Origin of the sequence: Pseudomonas mosselii (assembly GCF_019823065.1) — a bacterium.
In the GTDB taxonomy this organism is placed as follows: domain Bacteria; phylum Pseudomonadota; class Gammaproteobacteria; order Pseudomonadales; family Pseudomonadaceae; genus Aquipseudomonas; species Aquipseudomonas mosselii.
Map to the genome: position 1 here is coordinate 3,793,080 of NZ_CP081966.1, position 13,154 is coordinate 3,806,233.

Annotated in this window: 13 protein-coding genes; 11 read left to right on the forward strand and 2 right to left on the reverse strand. The window is 65.3% G+C overall.

Going from position 1 to position 13,154, the window contains the following annotated elements; genetic code table 11:
- Window positions 1–240: 240 nt before the first annotated feature.
- Complete coding sequence (locus tag K5H97_RS17490; protein ID WP_003098996.1) at window positions 241–741, reverse strand: DUF305 domain-containing protein; 501 nt, start codon at window positions 739–741, stop codon at window positions 241–243.
- Window positions 742–1,191: 450 nt separating this feature from the next.
- Between K5H97_RS17490 and K5H97_RS17495 the strand changes: the two genes are divergently transcribed.
- The 11 genes from K5H97_RS17495 (at window position 1,192) to K5H97_RS17545 (ending at window position 11,502) form a co-directional block, all read left to right on the forward strand.
- A complete protein-coding gene (locus K5H97_RS17495) occupies window positions 1,192–1,938 on the forward strand; it encodes a hypothetical protein (RefSeq protein ID WP_003098991.1) in 747 nt (248 codons plus the stop codon).
- A 118-nt stretch (window positions 1,939–2,056) separates the two neighbouring features.
- Window positions 2,057–2,269 (forward strand): AlpA family transcriptional regulator, encoded by a 213-nt coding sequence (locus K5H97_RS17500; protein ID WP_003090093.1) that lies wholly within the window; start codon window positions 2,057–2,059, stop codon window positions 2,267–2,269.
- Window positions 2,270–2,311: 42 nt separating this feature from the next.
- Window positions 2,312–3,187, forward strand: a complete 876-nt coding sequence (locus K5H97_RS17505) for a ParA family protein (RefSeq protein ID WP_003098988.1) — start codon at window positions 2,312–2,314, stop codon at window positions 3,185–3,187.
- Window positions 3,171–3,440 carry a hypothetical protein gene (locus K5H97_RS17510; RefSeq protein ID WP_003050422.1) on the forward strand — a complete coding sequence of 90 codons (270 nt, stop codon included), beginning with the start codon at window positions 3,171–3,173 and terminating at the stop codon, window positions 3,438–3,440. The genes K5H97_RS17505 and K5H97_RS17510 overlap by 17 nt, the downstream gene beginning before the upstream one ends.
- Window positions 3,433–5,112: a ParB family protein gene (locus K5H97_RS17515; protein ID WP_004350508.1), complete on the forward strand. Its 1,680-nt coding sequence runs from the start codon at window positions 3,433–3,435 to the stop codon at window positions 5,110–5,112. The genes K5H97_RS17510 and K5H97_RS17515 overlap by 8 nt, the downstream gene beginning before the upstream one ends.
- A 14-nt stretch (window positions 5,113–5,126) precedes the next feature.
- The gene (locus tag K5H97_RS17520; protein WP_003090097.1) at window positions 5,127–5,687 is read left to right on the forward strand and encodes a DUF2857 domain-containing protein; all 561 of its coding nucleotides are present in this window, start codon (window positions 5,127–5,129) and stop codon (window positions 5,685–5,687) included.
- Window positions 5,688–5,690: 3 nt separating this feature from the next.
- On the forward strand, window positions 5,691–6,929 hold the full coding sequence (locus tag K5H97_RS17525; protein WP_003116837.1) for an STY4528 family pathogenicity island replication protein: 1,239 nt from the start codon (window positions 5,691–5,693) through the stop codon (window positions 6,927–6,929).
- A gap of 429 nt (window positions 6,930–7,358) precedes the next feature.
- Window positions 7,359–8,150, forward strand: coding sequence for a PFL_4669 family integrating conjugative element protein (locus K5H97_RS17530; RefSeq protein WP_028692520.1), 792 nt, complete (start codon window positions 7,359–7,361; stop codon window positions 8,148–8,150).
- A complete protein-coding gene (locus K5H97_RS17535) occupies window positions 8,147–8,674 on the forward strand; it encodes a DUF3158 family protein (protein ID WP_003098978.1) in 528 nt (175 codons plus the stop codon). The genes K5H97_RS17530 and K5H97_RS17535 overlap by 4 nt, the downstream gene beginning before the upstream one ends.
- A gap of 73 nt (window positions 8,675–8,747) precedes the next feature.
- On the forward strand, window positions 8,748–9,188 hold the full coding sequence (locus K5H97_RS17540; protein WP_003098976.1) for a single-stranded DNA-binding protein: 441 nt from the start codon (window positions 8,748–8,750) through the stop codon (window positions 9,186–9,188).
- 283 nt (window positions 9,189–9,471) lie between these two features.
- Window positions 9,472–11,502, forward strand: a complete 2,031-nt coding sequence (locus K5H97_RS17545) for a DNA topoisomerase III (RefSeq protein WP_003116834.1) — start codon at window positions 9,472–9,474, stop codon at window positions 11,500–11,502.
- 723 nt (window positions 11,503–12,225) lie between these two features.
- Here the strand turns inward: K5H97_RS17545 and K5H97_RS17550 are convergent.
- The gene (locus tag K5H97_RS17550) at window positions 12,226–12,861 is read right to left on the reverse strand and encodes a cation transporter (RefSeq protein ID WP_003098972.1); all 636 of its coding nucleotides are present in this window, start codon (window positions 12,859–12,861) and stop codon (window positions 12,226–12,228) included.
- Window positions 12,862–13,154: the final 293 nt, after the last annotated feature.

A 13,154-nucleotide genomic window follows, 5' to 3' on the forward strand; every position in this document is an offset into this window, starting at 1 on the left:
CGTCGTTACGCCTGATGCGTCCAGCTGCTGAGCGGGTTCGCTATCGAACTCCAACTTGCGACGATCATGACTTGCGCTCGCTCCGCAGGCAGCGCGGGGTGGTGTCGCGTGGACTACCTGGCACCTGGACGGCTGTAGGACACAACCGCCGGCATCGGAACACCGCAAGTACTCATCTTTACATCGCTGCGGCTAACTTCGCCGGAGCGCAACGCGGCGCCAGTGTAGTGGCAGCCAGCCTCAACGAAGGCGTGCAGCAATCCGGTTCATCTGCTCGATCTCCGCGCGCTGGCCATCGGAAATCGCTTGGCATAGGTTGACGAGTTCCGGATCTGAGAGCTGCGCCTCGCGGCACATGAGGATCGCTCCCGAATGGTGCGGGACCATAGACGCGATGAACTGTCGATCGCCGATTCCGGTTTGAGCACGGGTAGCGGCAAAAGAACCGAGTGTGAGAACGGCAAACAAGCCGTACAGCACGAGATTGAGCCGCCGGTTTGGAAACATGCCGGGCATTGTCGCTAGCATGAAGATGCCCATTGGCGCCCACATAGTGACCGCCATGTAGAGCATGTTGAGATTGTTTCTGAAGTCCCTGGCGCCGTCGATCATGCTGAACATTACGAAGTACATGACGACGAGGCCCAACACCATGTTCACCCAGAACTTGGCGTATGGTCGGCCGTGCTTACCCATCTGACCGGATGTGTGATGTTGATGTTCATGGGAATGTTCAGCCATCTCCGTCTCCTATGTGCTGGGGCAACCTGGCAGGGTCACTGGTACTGCGGCAGATACTTTGTCGATATATCAGCATGTGGAGCGATGCATCACTAACCGCTGATTTCCAGTCCCCAACTGGACGTAGGGGCGTCGAACGCTTCAACTCGCTGGTCTTGAACCGTCTGGATATCAGACCATACCAAATCGGTCTTGATGGGCTTTGCGCCACCTATGACGCTGGTACCGTGAGCGCCAATATCGAGCTTGCGTCCTCATCGCTCGATGGGCCGGCAACTGATCGATTCTTGCATATCAAGCAAGACAAGGCCACCTGCGGCGGACGCCAATGGCCTCCTCCGCCTTCGCTTAGGGCATCGCCTCAAGCGTCCGTCGCAGGCCATAACGACACAACAGCCCTTGGGCAAGAAAGGAGCCGGTGATGTAGCGCACCCGAAAGGAGACGAAGACATGCACAAGGACATTTCAACATCAAAGGTGTTCTATCGTCCCATCGAGGCGGCCATCCGATGGGCTGGGTTGCTGCGGTATCTCCCGATGATCCTGGCCACGATCGCGTCACCGCGTGTCCTGCCTCGGTCGCTGAACTGCCCTCGATGGAATGAGTGCCGGCTGCACTCGGAACGTATCTATGACGGCATCCTCAACGGAGAGCTGCCCTACGGCAAGAACGGGATCACGCTCAATGATCCGAACCTGCTCAATTCTCTGGATCTGACTGTTCGCCATGTCGATCTAAAACGCTGGATGCGCACCCACTATCCCGAGCACCGGCCAGGATTTCTGTTCAGCCGTGGCGAACGCATGGCGCATCCTTTCATCACCATGGAAACAGGACAGGCGATCCTCGTGGAGCGGCTGGCCCTTCAGGCCGCGCTTGAACAAGCCCGACGTGAGATGCGAGAACTGCAGGAGCAGCACGACACGCTACTCAAGCAATCCTCGGTGCTGTTGGCATCCAAGCAATGCGAGATCAGCGAACGGGCGGAAACGACCTATCTCAACATCATTGGAGGGATGTTGACGCTGATGCTGAGCCAGTCGCCTTCAGGCGTGCCCTATTCCAGCTTCAAAACGCAGGAGGCCCTTGTCTCTGCATTGGTCGCCCACTACGGCGGCACCATGGGCATCACTGAGCGCACCTTAAACGGAAAGTTCGCCAACGCTAAGAGGTACGTTCGTAGCGCAAGCGCATGAGGTTATCCAGCTTGTATGTGCAATCGCGGAGATTGCATTTGCAATGTCTTTCCGCAGCCAGGTCTATTGAATAGAGGTCACGCCAACAAACGCCACCGAGCGTTCAGGAGTGACCGCCATGTCGCAGACCCCTGTACTCCCGCCGAACGAGCGCCGCATCCTGCGGCTCGATGAAGTCGAAGCGAAGTCCGGCTTCAAACGCGCCCACATCTACAACCTGATGAAGAAGCGCCAGTTCCCTCAGGCGCTGCGCCTGGGCGTGCGCGCTGTCGGCTGGGATTCGATCGAAATCGACCAGTGGATCGCCGAGCGCCTCAACCACCGGACCTGACCCGCTCTCCCGCGGACTTCCCATTCCCAGCCGGAGAGCGCCATGCAGGTCGTGTCCATCATTTCAACGAAGGGCGGCGTCGGCAAGACCACGACGGCCGCCAACCTGGGCGGGCTCGCCGCGGACGCGGGCCTGCGCGTGCTGCTGCTCGATCTCGACGTGCAGCCCACCTTGTCCTCCTACTACGAACTGACCCAGCGCGCGCCGGGCGGCATCTATGAGCTGTTGGCCTTCAACGAGCGCGACCTTGGCCAGCTCGTGTCCCGCACGATCATCGCGGGCCTGGACCTGGTGCTGTCCGACGACCACCGGGGCGAGCTGAACACGTTGTTGCTGCATGCGCCGGATGGCCGCCTGCGGTTGCGGCATCTGCTGCCAGCACTTGCTCCCCTCTACGACCTGGTGCTGATCGACACCCAGGGCGCGCGTTCCGTGCTGCTGGAGATGGCGGTGCTCGCCTCCGATCTCGCGCTGTCGCCCGTCACGCCGGAGATCCTCGCGGCACGCGAGCTGCGGCGCGGCACCATGCAGTTGCTCGAAGACATTGCGCCGTACCGGCACCTGGGCATCGAACCGCCGCCGCTGCACTTGCTCATCAACCGCGTCCACCCGGTGTCCGCCAACGCACGGCTGATCCAGCAGGCCTTGCGCGACCTGTTCCAGGACAGCGCCGGCATCCGCGTGCTCGCCACCGACGTGCCGGCCATAGAAGCGTATCCACGTGCCGCAACGCGCGGCCTGCCGGTGCATCGGGTCGAGCACCGCCAGCCGCCCGGCAGAGTCGCCCCTGCCGCGCTCGACACGATGCGCGCGCTCGCCAGCGAGTTGTTCCCGCAATGGCAGGACCGACTGGCTCAAGTATCCGGCCGCCCGCAGCGACCTCTTGATCCTGGGAGGCCCCATGGCGAACGCACATGAGCTGGCCCGCGGCCACAAGCGGCTGCGCGCCCTGATCGAGTTCGCGGTCGGTGAGGGCTGGCACGTCAAGCGCACGCCGGGCGGGCACCTCAAGTTCACCAAGGCCGGCTGCGCGGCGATCTACACGAGTTCGACAGCGAGTGACCACCGGGCCGAATTGAACGCCCGTGCGCAGATCCGCCGCGCCGAGCGAGAGGCCCGCATGGCGCCGGCCGGCGGTCGTGGGGACTGCGAGGGGTGCGGCCATGGCTGACATGACCTCGCAGGACATGGCAGGCAAGCTGCTCGCGGCCGGCTTCGAGCGCAGCGGCCCAGCGGCTACGGCCTTGAGCGACCCGATCGCGGACACGCCCATGGTCGTGACGCTGGACCAGTTGCGGCCCTACGACCATGACCCGCGCATGAAGCGCAACCCGGCTTACGAGGAAATCAAGGCATCCATCCGCGAGCGCGGCCTGGACGCGGCGCCGGCCATCACGCGCAGGCCCGGCGAGGACCACTACATCATCCGCAACGGCGGCAACACGCGACTGGCGATCCTGCGCGAACTCTGGTCGGAGACCAAGGAAGAACGCTTCTTCCGCATATCGTGCCTGTTCCGACCATGGCCGGAGCGCGGTGAAATCGTCGCGCTGACCGGGCATCTTGCCGAGAACGAACTGCGCGGCGGCCTCACGTTCATCGAGCGCGCGCTCGGCGTCGAGAAAGCACGGGAGTTCTACGAGCAGGAGAGCGGCGCCGCCCTGAGCCAGTCGGAACTGGCCCGCCGCCTGGCGGCCGATGGCTTCCCCGTCCAGCGGTCGCACATCACCCGCATGGCCGACGCGGTGCGCTACCTGCTGCCCGCCATTCCCACTGTGCTCTATGGCGGCCTGGGGCGCCACCAGGTCGAGCGGCTGTCGGTCATGCGCACGGCCTGCAAACGCACCTGGGAGCACTACGCCAAGGACCGTTCGCTGCCGCTGGACTTCGACAGTTTCTTTCAGGAGGTGCTGGCGCAGTTCGACACGCAGGGCGACGAGTTCGCGCCGCAGCGCGTGCAAGACGAGCTGATCGGCCAGATGTCCGAGCTGCTGGGCATCGGCTACGACGTGCTGGCGCTGGACCTGACCGAATCGGAAAGCCGCCACCGGGCGCTGGTCAGTGACCCGACGCCACCTGCGGCGCAGCCGGCGTTGCCTTCGCCCACCGCCGGCACGCCGACTCCGCCGGGCGCAGCATCGTCCATCGCCACGCCTGCAGCGGCGGCCGGTCCTCCACCCGCCAGCCCTCCGGCGTCCGAGCCCACCTTGCGCCACGACGACACGGCGGTTGGCGAAGCGGCCACGGGAAGCCAGCCGGCCGCACCGGGCGATCTGCTTCGCGAGCACATCGTCTCGCCAGCACCGACGACAGAACGGCTCCAATCGATCCAGCGCATGGTCGCCGACCAGTTGGGCGATGCGCTGCCGCCCGACTTCTCGGCGAGCGTGCTGCAGTCCATCCCGGTGCAAGCCGGCGGACTCTATCCGATCTCCGACGTCTGGTACATCGACGCCGGCCTGGACACGCCCGATCGGCTGCGCATCCACATCGCGCAGTTCGCGCGCGAGATCGCCGGGGAGGCAGGCCTGGACGAGTGCATCGAGGATCGCGCCGATGGCATCGGGTTTGCGTGCCGCGCCCGCGGCCAAGCCCCGTCGCCGCTCGGCCGCGCGGTGCTGACGCTGCTCACTTCCCTGACGGGTCAGCCCGTCGCCGAAGCGGGCCTGGACGGCGCGCAGCTCGCCGCCGACCTGCCGACCCTGTTGCACGGCCAGAGCCAAGGCCATGGCAGCGGCGCAAGGCGCTTGAGCGACACGGCGTTGGTCAAGCTCTTTCGGCTGCTGCGCCTCGCCCGGCGTCTGCTGGACCTGGAAGCCGGCACCACGGCGCCCGGGACGTGAGCGAGGGAGGCCGCATGTCCACATCGCATCCGCTCAACCAGGCCGTGATTGCCCAGGCGCTGTATGACCTTCGCAACGGCCAACTGCGCCGCTGCAAGGCCATGGGCTTCGGCGAGGCCGAGCTGGATGCGCTCAAGCACCCCGCGCTGATCAGCGTGCTGGCCAACGCCAGCGTCTCGTGGTGCTCGGTCACGGTCAACCGCGAAGTGCTGCAGCGCCTGCTCAACCAGGCACAGGACGTGGAGAAGGAAATCGCCACGGTCGATCGCATGCTGCGGCTGGGGGCCAGCACGGAGATGGTCAGCCGCTTCTATGGCCTGACCCATCAGGAAGTCGCCCTGCGGCGGGAGATCCTCGGCCTGCCCAAGCGCAAGGGGCGCCACCCCGTCCTGGACGAGACCCAGGACACCGAACTGTGGCGGCAATGGAAAGCCGTGACCAGCAGCAGGAACGTCGATCTGGAGGACGAGACCTCGATTCTCGATGCGGCCATGGACCTGGCCGAGGGCATGTCGCTGCCGCTCTCGGTGGTCTGGGCCGCGATCAGGAACTGGGTCGATCAGGGATTGGGCTAGGCCATGGCCGTGGACGACACCGCCCCACGAGCCCAGCGCCCTGGCCCCATCGCACTCGCCGACCTGTTCGACGCTGCGCTGAAGGACCTCGCGCCCAAGTCCAGCTCTGGCGCTCCCGCGTCCCTGCCTGCTCCAACGCCCACGCCTCCTACGTCCGGCGACGCCTTCCTGTTCAGTGGCAATCGGCACGAGAGCGTGCCGCGGCGGCTGTTCCTCGACCGCCGCCTGACACCGCTGGAGCGCAACGCCTGGCAGGTGTTCCGATTGATGCTCAACGACGATGGCGTCACGGCATTTCCCACCTATGAGCAGTTGCGCCCCTGGCTGGCGTCGATGCCCTGCGCAGGCCAGGCCTCCCATGAGACCGTGGCGCGGGCGCTGACGCTGCTGCGCCTGACGCGCTGGCTGAGCCTCGTGCGACGACGGCGCGACCCCAAGACCGGTCGCATCCTCGGCAACCTCTACGTCCTGCACGACGAACCGCTGACGCCGTTCGAGGCGATGCAACTCGACGCCGACTACCTGGCCCTGGTCAGCCAGTCGCTGGGGCATTCGGCCAAGGCCGTCCAGGTGGTGGGACTCAACACCCTCCAGGAGATCGCGGACGACCCGATGCTGTCCGGACGCACCTTGCCGTCGCGGCTGCAAGTGCTCGCCGAGCGCCTGGCCGACCAGGGCATCACCGCCTCCGAAAGTTATCCACAGGAGGATGCGGTCCACGATTCCGAAGAAGGGCCCGCGAGCCTTCTTCGGAATGGCGATCGCCCATCTTCGGAATCCGAAGCAGGGCCGAAACCCGCGCCAGACGGCGCTCTTCGGAATTCGAAGCAGGACCGTACAGTACGTAGTAGTCGTATTGATGAAGTACGTACTACCGCGCAGGCGCGTGCGCTGGGCGACCTGCAATGGCCCAAGCGCTTCGCGGAACTGAAGGCGGAACAGCAGGCCGGAGCCAAGATGGCGTTGCAGCAGGTGGACGCTGCCCTGCGGCAGGCCGTGCTGGACGAATGGGCCGCACGGTGCGGCAAGCATGGCATCCGCAACCCCGCCGGTTATCTGTTCGGCATCATCCAGCGCGCCATGCGCGGCGAGTTCAATGCCTGGGCCAAGCAGACCGGCCCGGCACCGCCAACACCATCGGCGGCGCGAGCGCCACCAACCGAGCCGCCGCGCAACGTCGTGCCGCCCGAGGTGGCCCGGCAGCACATCGAGCGCCTGCGCGATCTGCTGCGCAAATCCTGAGCACAGGGCTTGTCAAAGCCGTGAAGTAGATCTCCATGGCGGTCGGCAGAAACGGTCCCCTGGGGACGGCTGTGCGGTGAAGCGCCGGGCGACGGCGCGACATGCTGCGCAAAACCTGAGTAGAGCGCATGCAAGACCATGAAGCAGACCTCCATGGCGCTCAACGGAACGGTCCCCTGGGGACGGCTGCGCGGCGAAGGATCGTGTCGAACGGCAGCGCGACGTGCGGTGCAGCACGCATACCGTCAACAACCGAGGACGGGAACGCCGATGTGAGTGCCCATCTGCGGAGCGGTCCCCAGGGGACCGTTGCGCGCTGCGCCGCCAGCGCGCACAGAACCGGGGGTCGGCTCATTTCGGTTTGTTGACTGACTGCCTTCCGCTGCATGCGGATGCTGGCGGCTCCCTGTCCACCAGCGAGCGATCACCATGGCAACCAGCAACGAACCATTGCAACTCAACCTCGGCTCCCTGCGCAGCGCGATGTCGCTGACGCTGCACACCCACCACGCCTCGCGCATCTGGCATGGCCGCGCCGCCGCCGAGGGGCGACCCGGCATCGTCGGCCTGAACGGCTACATCGCCGTGATGAACAAGATGAAGCGCGGCTCGGAGCAGGACGCCCCGTACAGCGACTGGTGGATGTTGCGCATCGAGGAAAAGCTCGACCAGACCAGGACCACGTTGCAATCGCTGCGCGAGCAGGTTGACCAGGCACTGGCCGGCGTGCCTGCGGCGTTGAGCCTGGGTGAGAACCTCAACGTGCAGCCGGTGAAGCTCCCCTTGTTCGTGAACGCGCAGCTCGGCTTTGCCGCCGTCTATCTGCTGGCCGACTACGACGACATCGCCCGCAAGCTGATCCTCGCCCACCACACCGCGCTGATCGATCGCTCGACGTTGGAGCGCTGGCTCAACGAAGGTGCCCACGCGCTGCGCAGCCTGTTCAGCCTGGCCCAGCAATACCGCTACTCGGGCTGCACCCGCGACGACTTCGCGGCCAAGAACGCCGCAGCTCGGGCAGCATTGGAGAAGTTCGGCGAACTGCCGCAGGACGTGCTCGAAGGCATGCGCCGCTCGAAGTTTGCGCCGCCCGTCGTGCGCCGTGGTCTGCAACAGCGTGGTGATAGCGCTGCCGCAGCCGCATCTCCCACCGACGAAGGCGCTGCCGCCGATTCGGCCGAGGCCAAGTCCACAGCCGCCGGCGAGGACGAACCGGCATGAGCGACCCGAACCGCGAACCGCGCTACTTCCGTCGTCTGGAACAGCCAGCCTTCATGCGGCTGGAACACGCGGCCTCTCTAAAAGGCCTTTTAAAGCCTTTTAAAGGTAAAGGGGACTTCGAGGCCTGGGCCAGCCAGTGCTTCGCCATGCGCGACGAGTTGATTGCCCTGGCGCAGCGACAGGTGCTGCCACAGGCGTGCGGGCATCCCTTCCACCTGCTTCCCGTCGAGCTGGCCCAGCAGACCACTGGCGCAGGCACGACCTTTCTTCGCTGGCGCAAGCACGATCGATCGGCCATGGGCGTGGCGTTGTGGCAGGAGCTGATGGCGAGCCCCAGCACGCCGGTCAACCTGCTGCACGACCTGCACGAGATCGAACTGCAGCGCGTCATGCTGAACATGCAGATCAGCCTGCTGCACACCCTGGGCAGGCAAGCACAGGAATGCGCCAGCAAGGCCGCGCAGGCGGACAACACCTACCTGCGCCGGCTCGCGTCCGTTCCTGCCGCAGTGCGCGATCGGTGATTGCGCCTGCCATCCGAGCACGCGCCCGAGCCCAACGAGGCACGGGTATTTCAACCACCACGGAGATTCCAACATGAGCACACAATTCATCGGCGAGGGCAACATCGGATCGCCTCCCGAGTACCGCGAATTCCCCAATGGCAACGACGATCCTCGCCGGTTGCTCCGGCTGAACGTGTACTTCGACAACCCCGTCCCCACCAAGGGCGGCGAGTTCGAGGACCGCGGCGGCTTCTGGGCGCCGGTGGAACTCTGGCACCACGACGCCGACCGCTGGCAGCAGCTCTACCAGAAGGGCATGCGGGTGCTGGTCGTCGGCCGCATGGAGCGCGACCCCTGGACGGACAACGAAGATCAGCCGCGTGAGACTTGGCAGGTCAACGCGCGCAGTGTCGGCATCCTGCCGTACCGCATCGAGTCTGTGGCCCTCAGCCCGAAGCCACAGGAGGCAGAGCCGAAGCCCCAGGCCACCCAGGAATCGACGGCGCCGAAAGAGACCAAGCGCAGGAAGTGATCGGGCATGGAGGGCGGCTGCCGCAGTGCTTCGCCGCCCTCCATGCGCTGCGAATTATCCCCAGGGGATAGCTCCACCAACGTCCACCGAGTTCCACGCGCGCTCCCGGAAATCGCGGCTCTCGGCCCGCACACTTCCGGCCACGCACCTTCCCCGCACTCGCCATTTCATCGGCGTGAAAGCGGTCGCTGCCGCATGCGGCTTGTTTGCTGCTGCCAGGGGCTGCGCTCGGCATCCTCGATCCCAGCAACTCCATGAACAACAGGAATCGGGATGGACGGATATGCGGCTGTTCTTGTGCGAGAAGCCCTCCCAGGGCAAAGACATTGGCCGGATTCTCGGCGCCACGCAGCGCGGTGAAGGCTGCCTCAACGGTTCCGGCGTCACGGTCACCTGGTGCATCGGCCATCTCGTGGAGGCGGCGCCGCCCGAGGCCTACGACGAGCAGCTCAAACGATGGTCCGTTGAGCAGTTGCCCATCATTCCCCAGCACTGGCGGGTCGAGGTCAAACCGAAGACCGCCACGCAATTCAAGGTCGTCAAGGCGCTCTTGGCGAAGGCGACTCACCTGGTTATCGCCACCGATGCCGACCGCGAGGGCGAATTGATCGCCCGCGAGATCGTGGAGCTTTGCGGCTACCGCGGCCCCATCGAACGCCTGTGGCTGTCGGCGCTCAACGATGCGTCCATTCGGGCGGCACTGGGCAAGCTGCGGCCTTCGGCCGAGACGCTTTCGATGTACCACTCGGCGCTGGCGCGCTCCCGTGCGGATTGGCTCGTGGGCATGAACCTGAGCCGGCTGTTCACGGTGCTGGGGCGACAGGCGGGTTACGACGGCGTGCTGTCGGTCGGCCGCGTACAGACCCCGACGCTCAAGCTCGTTGTGGACCGCGACCGCGAGATCGCGCGCTTCGTGTCCGTACCATACTGGGCCATCGCCGTGTCCCTGTTCGCAGGCGGTTCGACTTTCGCCGCGCAATGGGTTCCACCCGATGCGTGCACCGACGACGCAGGCCGCTGCCTGCGGCAGCCGGTCGCACAGCAGACCATGCAGCAGATCCGCGCTGCGGGCAGTGCCCACGTCGTGTCGGTGGAGACTGAGCGTGTCCGCGAAGGCCCGCCGCTGCCGTTCGACCTGGGCACCTTGCAGGAAGTGTGTTCCAAGCAGCTTGGGCTGGACGTGCAGGAAACCTTGGAGATTGCCCAAGCCCTGTACGAGACGCACAAGGCCACGACGTACCCCCGCTCGGACTCCGGCTACCTGCCCGAGAGCATGTTTGCCGAAGTGCCCACCGTTCTCGACAGCCTGCTCAAGACCGATCCCTCGCTGCGCTCGATCATGGGCCAGCTCGACCGCTCGCAGCGCTCGCGCGCCTGGAACGATGGCAAGGTCACGGCGCACCACGGCATCATCCCGACGCTCGAACCGGCGAAGCTCTCCGCCATGAGCGAGAAGGAACTGGCCGTGTACAGGCTCATCCGGTCGCATTACCTGGCGCAGTTCCTCCCTCACCACGAGTTCGACCGCACTGTGGCCAAGTTTTCGTGCGGGGGGCAGAACCTGGCGGCCACGGGCAAGCAGGTTGTCATCCCGGGTTGGCGCCAGGTGCTCGCCGAGCCGCAGGCCGAAGACGGTGATGGCGAGGGCGATACTGCGGTCCGCGCCCAGGTGCTGCCCGCGCTGCCGAAACTGTATGAGGGCCTGGCATGCCAGGTGGCCGACGTCGATCTCAAGGCACTCAAGACGCTGCCGCCCAAACCGTACACGCAAGGCGAGTTGGTCAAGTCCATGAAAGGCGTCGCCAAGCTGGTGTCCGATCCCCGCCTGAAGCAGAAGCTCAAGGATACGGTTGGCATCGGCACCGAAGCGACGCGGGCCAACATCATCGGCGGCCTGATCGCTCGCGGCTACCTCGTGAAGAAGGGGCGCGCCATCCGCGCCTCGGATGCGGCTTTCACTTTGATCGATGCCGTGCCTGCGGCGATTGCCGACCCTGGCACCACCGCCGTCTGGGAACAGGCGCTCGACATGATCGAGGCCGGACAGCTCACCCTGGACGTGTTCATCGGCAAGCAGGCCGCGTGGATTTCGCAGTTGATTGCGCAGTACGGCAGCGCCTCCCTGTCCATCAAGGTTCCCCAAGGGCCGGCATGCCCGCAGTGCGGCGCACCCACGCGCCAGCGCAGCGGCAAGAGCGGCCCGTTCTGGTCGTGCAGCCGCTACCCGGACTGCAAAGGCACGCTGCCAGTCGAATCCGGCAGCTCCAAGCGCGGCGCCTCGCGCCCGCGCCGTAGCGGCCGCAAAGGCTCCTGACCGCCCCCGTTCCCCGTGAGCCGTGCCCGCCTTCGGCGGCGTGGCCCCTGTCCCGCACTCCGCCGCATGCCCTGCGGGACGCCCAGCGCGCAACGCCTTCTTGATCCGTGTGCGCGTCCCGCCCAGCCGTCCCCGGCCGCGGGACCTGAAGGTAGCTTCTCTGCGAGCCGCACCACGCGCGTTCTGTTGATCTGCGTTTCTTCCGCCCTCTGCGAAGGGTCTCCCGGTGGCTTGCCAGGCTGCACGAGCCACCGGGAGACCCTTCGTGGTCAGCGGTAATCGGTGCCGGTGCCCGCCGGTGCAAAAACGGGCTCCCTTTGTGCGCGGATGTGCGCCAGACGATGCCGGCCCCAGCCACGACATGGGCCGGGTGTGATTGCTTGATGAGCAGACGGTTCTAGCGACGACCGGGCCTGCCAATCAGCCCACGGGTGGTTCCTCTTTTCTCCCGAGCCGAAGGCCGTTGGGCCTTCGGCGCCATTCTCCTGCCCATCAACGTCCCGGCCCGGCCATTGGCCTGGGCCACACGAACAGGAGAGACGACATGCACCCTCAACCTTGCGCACCGCTGCTGTACGGCAGACGGAGGTCGAGAACGGCATGCCCGCCTATCGCGCGGCCATCGCCAATGGTACGCTCGGCTGCAGCCGAGGCCGTAGCCCAAAGGCTGGACTACCTCTTTTGCAGAGGTAAACCTCGGGATGAACTGGGCGAAAACATGCCTTATGTGCCCGCCTTACGGCGAGCTGTTTCCGATGCTTCGCGCAGGATTTCCCGCCCCCCATTCGCTGCGATTGCGGCCACGATGACGCCCAGCACCAGATCCGGGATGTTCGACCCGAACCCCATCACCAGCACCCCGGACAGCACAATCGCACCATTGACGATGGAGTCGTTGCTGGTAAAGATCGCTGACGCCTTGAAGTTCACATCTTCCCCGCGATGGCGGCGCAGTAGTCTGAGGCACACTAGGTTCAAAGCCGCGTTCAGCGCGGCCATGGCCATCATGGCTGGGCCGACAGGCTCTTCCCCTCCAGCGAAGCGGCGTAGGACTTCCAACAGCAGCAGCGCGGCCAGGCCGATTAGCAAGAAACCCGACAAGCGGGCCGCGCCCACCTTGACCGTTGCCGCACGACCGACGGCATACAGGCTAACCGCATAGACCGACGCATCGGCGAGGTTGTCCAACCCGGCGCCCATCAGCGCCGTAGAGCCAGCCCAGATGCCAAGGGCAATGCCGGCGGCGGACTGCGTCAGGTTGATCAGCAACACAGTCAGAAGAATCTTTCGGTCCTTCGCATCGCTCGCATCTAGGCGGCCCAACTCGTCGTTTTCGTGATTTCTGTGGTTTTCAGCCATGCATTGTTCCTTCCAAATCGATGGATGCTGAAGCCTGTAGCGGCTGGAGAGTCAAGGCGCAGATGCAACGAACTTGCCACAGGGTCTTCCCGGACGCCCTTGACTCTACCGTAGCTAGAAGGTTTTCCAATCCAGTCAGAGCTTTAGGACAGAACAGATGAGCACCAATGCGCCCCCTTCATTGCGACTGTCATCCGGTATGGCTGCTATCCACTGATCCGTGGCGCCACTGCGGTTGTGCTCTTCGGCGAGCTCGCGACCGGCCGGCCGTCTTTTCCGACGGAGCTACTCAC

Coding starts and splice junctions, on each gene's coding strand:
- K5H97_RS17490 (WP_003098996.1), bottom strand. CDS start 741: ATGGCTGAACATTCCCATGAACATCAACATCACACATCCGGTCAGATG.
- K5H97_RS17495 (WP_003098991.1), top strand. CDS start 1,192: ATGCACAAGGACATTTCAACATCAAAGGTGTTCTATCGTCCCATCGAG.
- K5H97_RS17500 (WP_003090093.1), top strand. CDS start 2,057: ATGTCGCAGACCCCTGTACTCCCGCCGAACGAGCGCCGCATCCTGCGG.
- K5H97_RS17505 (WP_003098988.1), top strand. CDS start 2,312: ATGCAGGTCGTGTCCATCATTTCAACGAAGGGCGGCGTCGGCAAGACC.
- K5H97_RS17510 (WP_003050422.1), top strand. CDS start 3,171: ATGGCGAACGCACATGAGCTGGCCCGCGGCCACAAGCGGCTGCGCGCC.
- K5H97_RS17515 (WP_004350508.1), top strand. CDS start 3,433: ATGGCTGACATGACCTCGCAGGACATGGCAGGCAAGCTGCTCGCGGCC.
- K5H97_RS17520 (WP_003090097.1), top strand. CDS start 5,127: ATGTCCACATCGCATCCGCTCAACCAGGCCGTGATTGCCCAGGCGCTG.
- K5H97_RS17525 (WP_003116837.1), top strand. CDS start 5,691: ATGGCCGTGGACGACACCGCCCCACGAGCCCAGCGCCCTGGCCCCATC.
- K5H97_RS17530 (WP_028692520.1), top strand. CDS start 7,359: ATGGCAACCAGCAACGAACCATTGCAACTCAACCTCGGCTCCCTGCGC.
- K5H97_RS17535 (WP_003098978.1), top strand. CDS start 8,147: ATGAGCGACCCGAACCGCGAACCGCGCTACTTCCGTCGTCTGGAACAG.
- K5H97_RS17540 (WP_003098976.1), top strand. CDS start 8,748: ATGAGCACACAATTCATCGGCGAGGGCAACATCGGATCGCCTCCCGAG.
- K5H97_RS17545 (WP_003116834.1), top strand. CDS start 9,472: ATGCGGCTGTTCTTGTGCGAGAAGCCCTCCCAGGGCAAAGACATTGGC.
- K5H97_RS17550 (WP_003098972.1), bottom strand. CDS start 12,861: ATGGCTGAAAACCACAGAAATCACGAAAACGACGAGTTGGGCCGCCTA.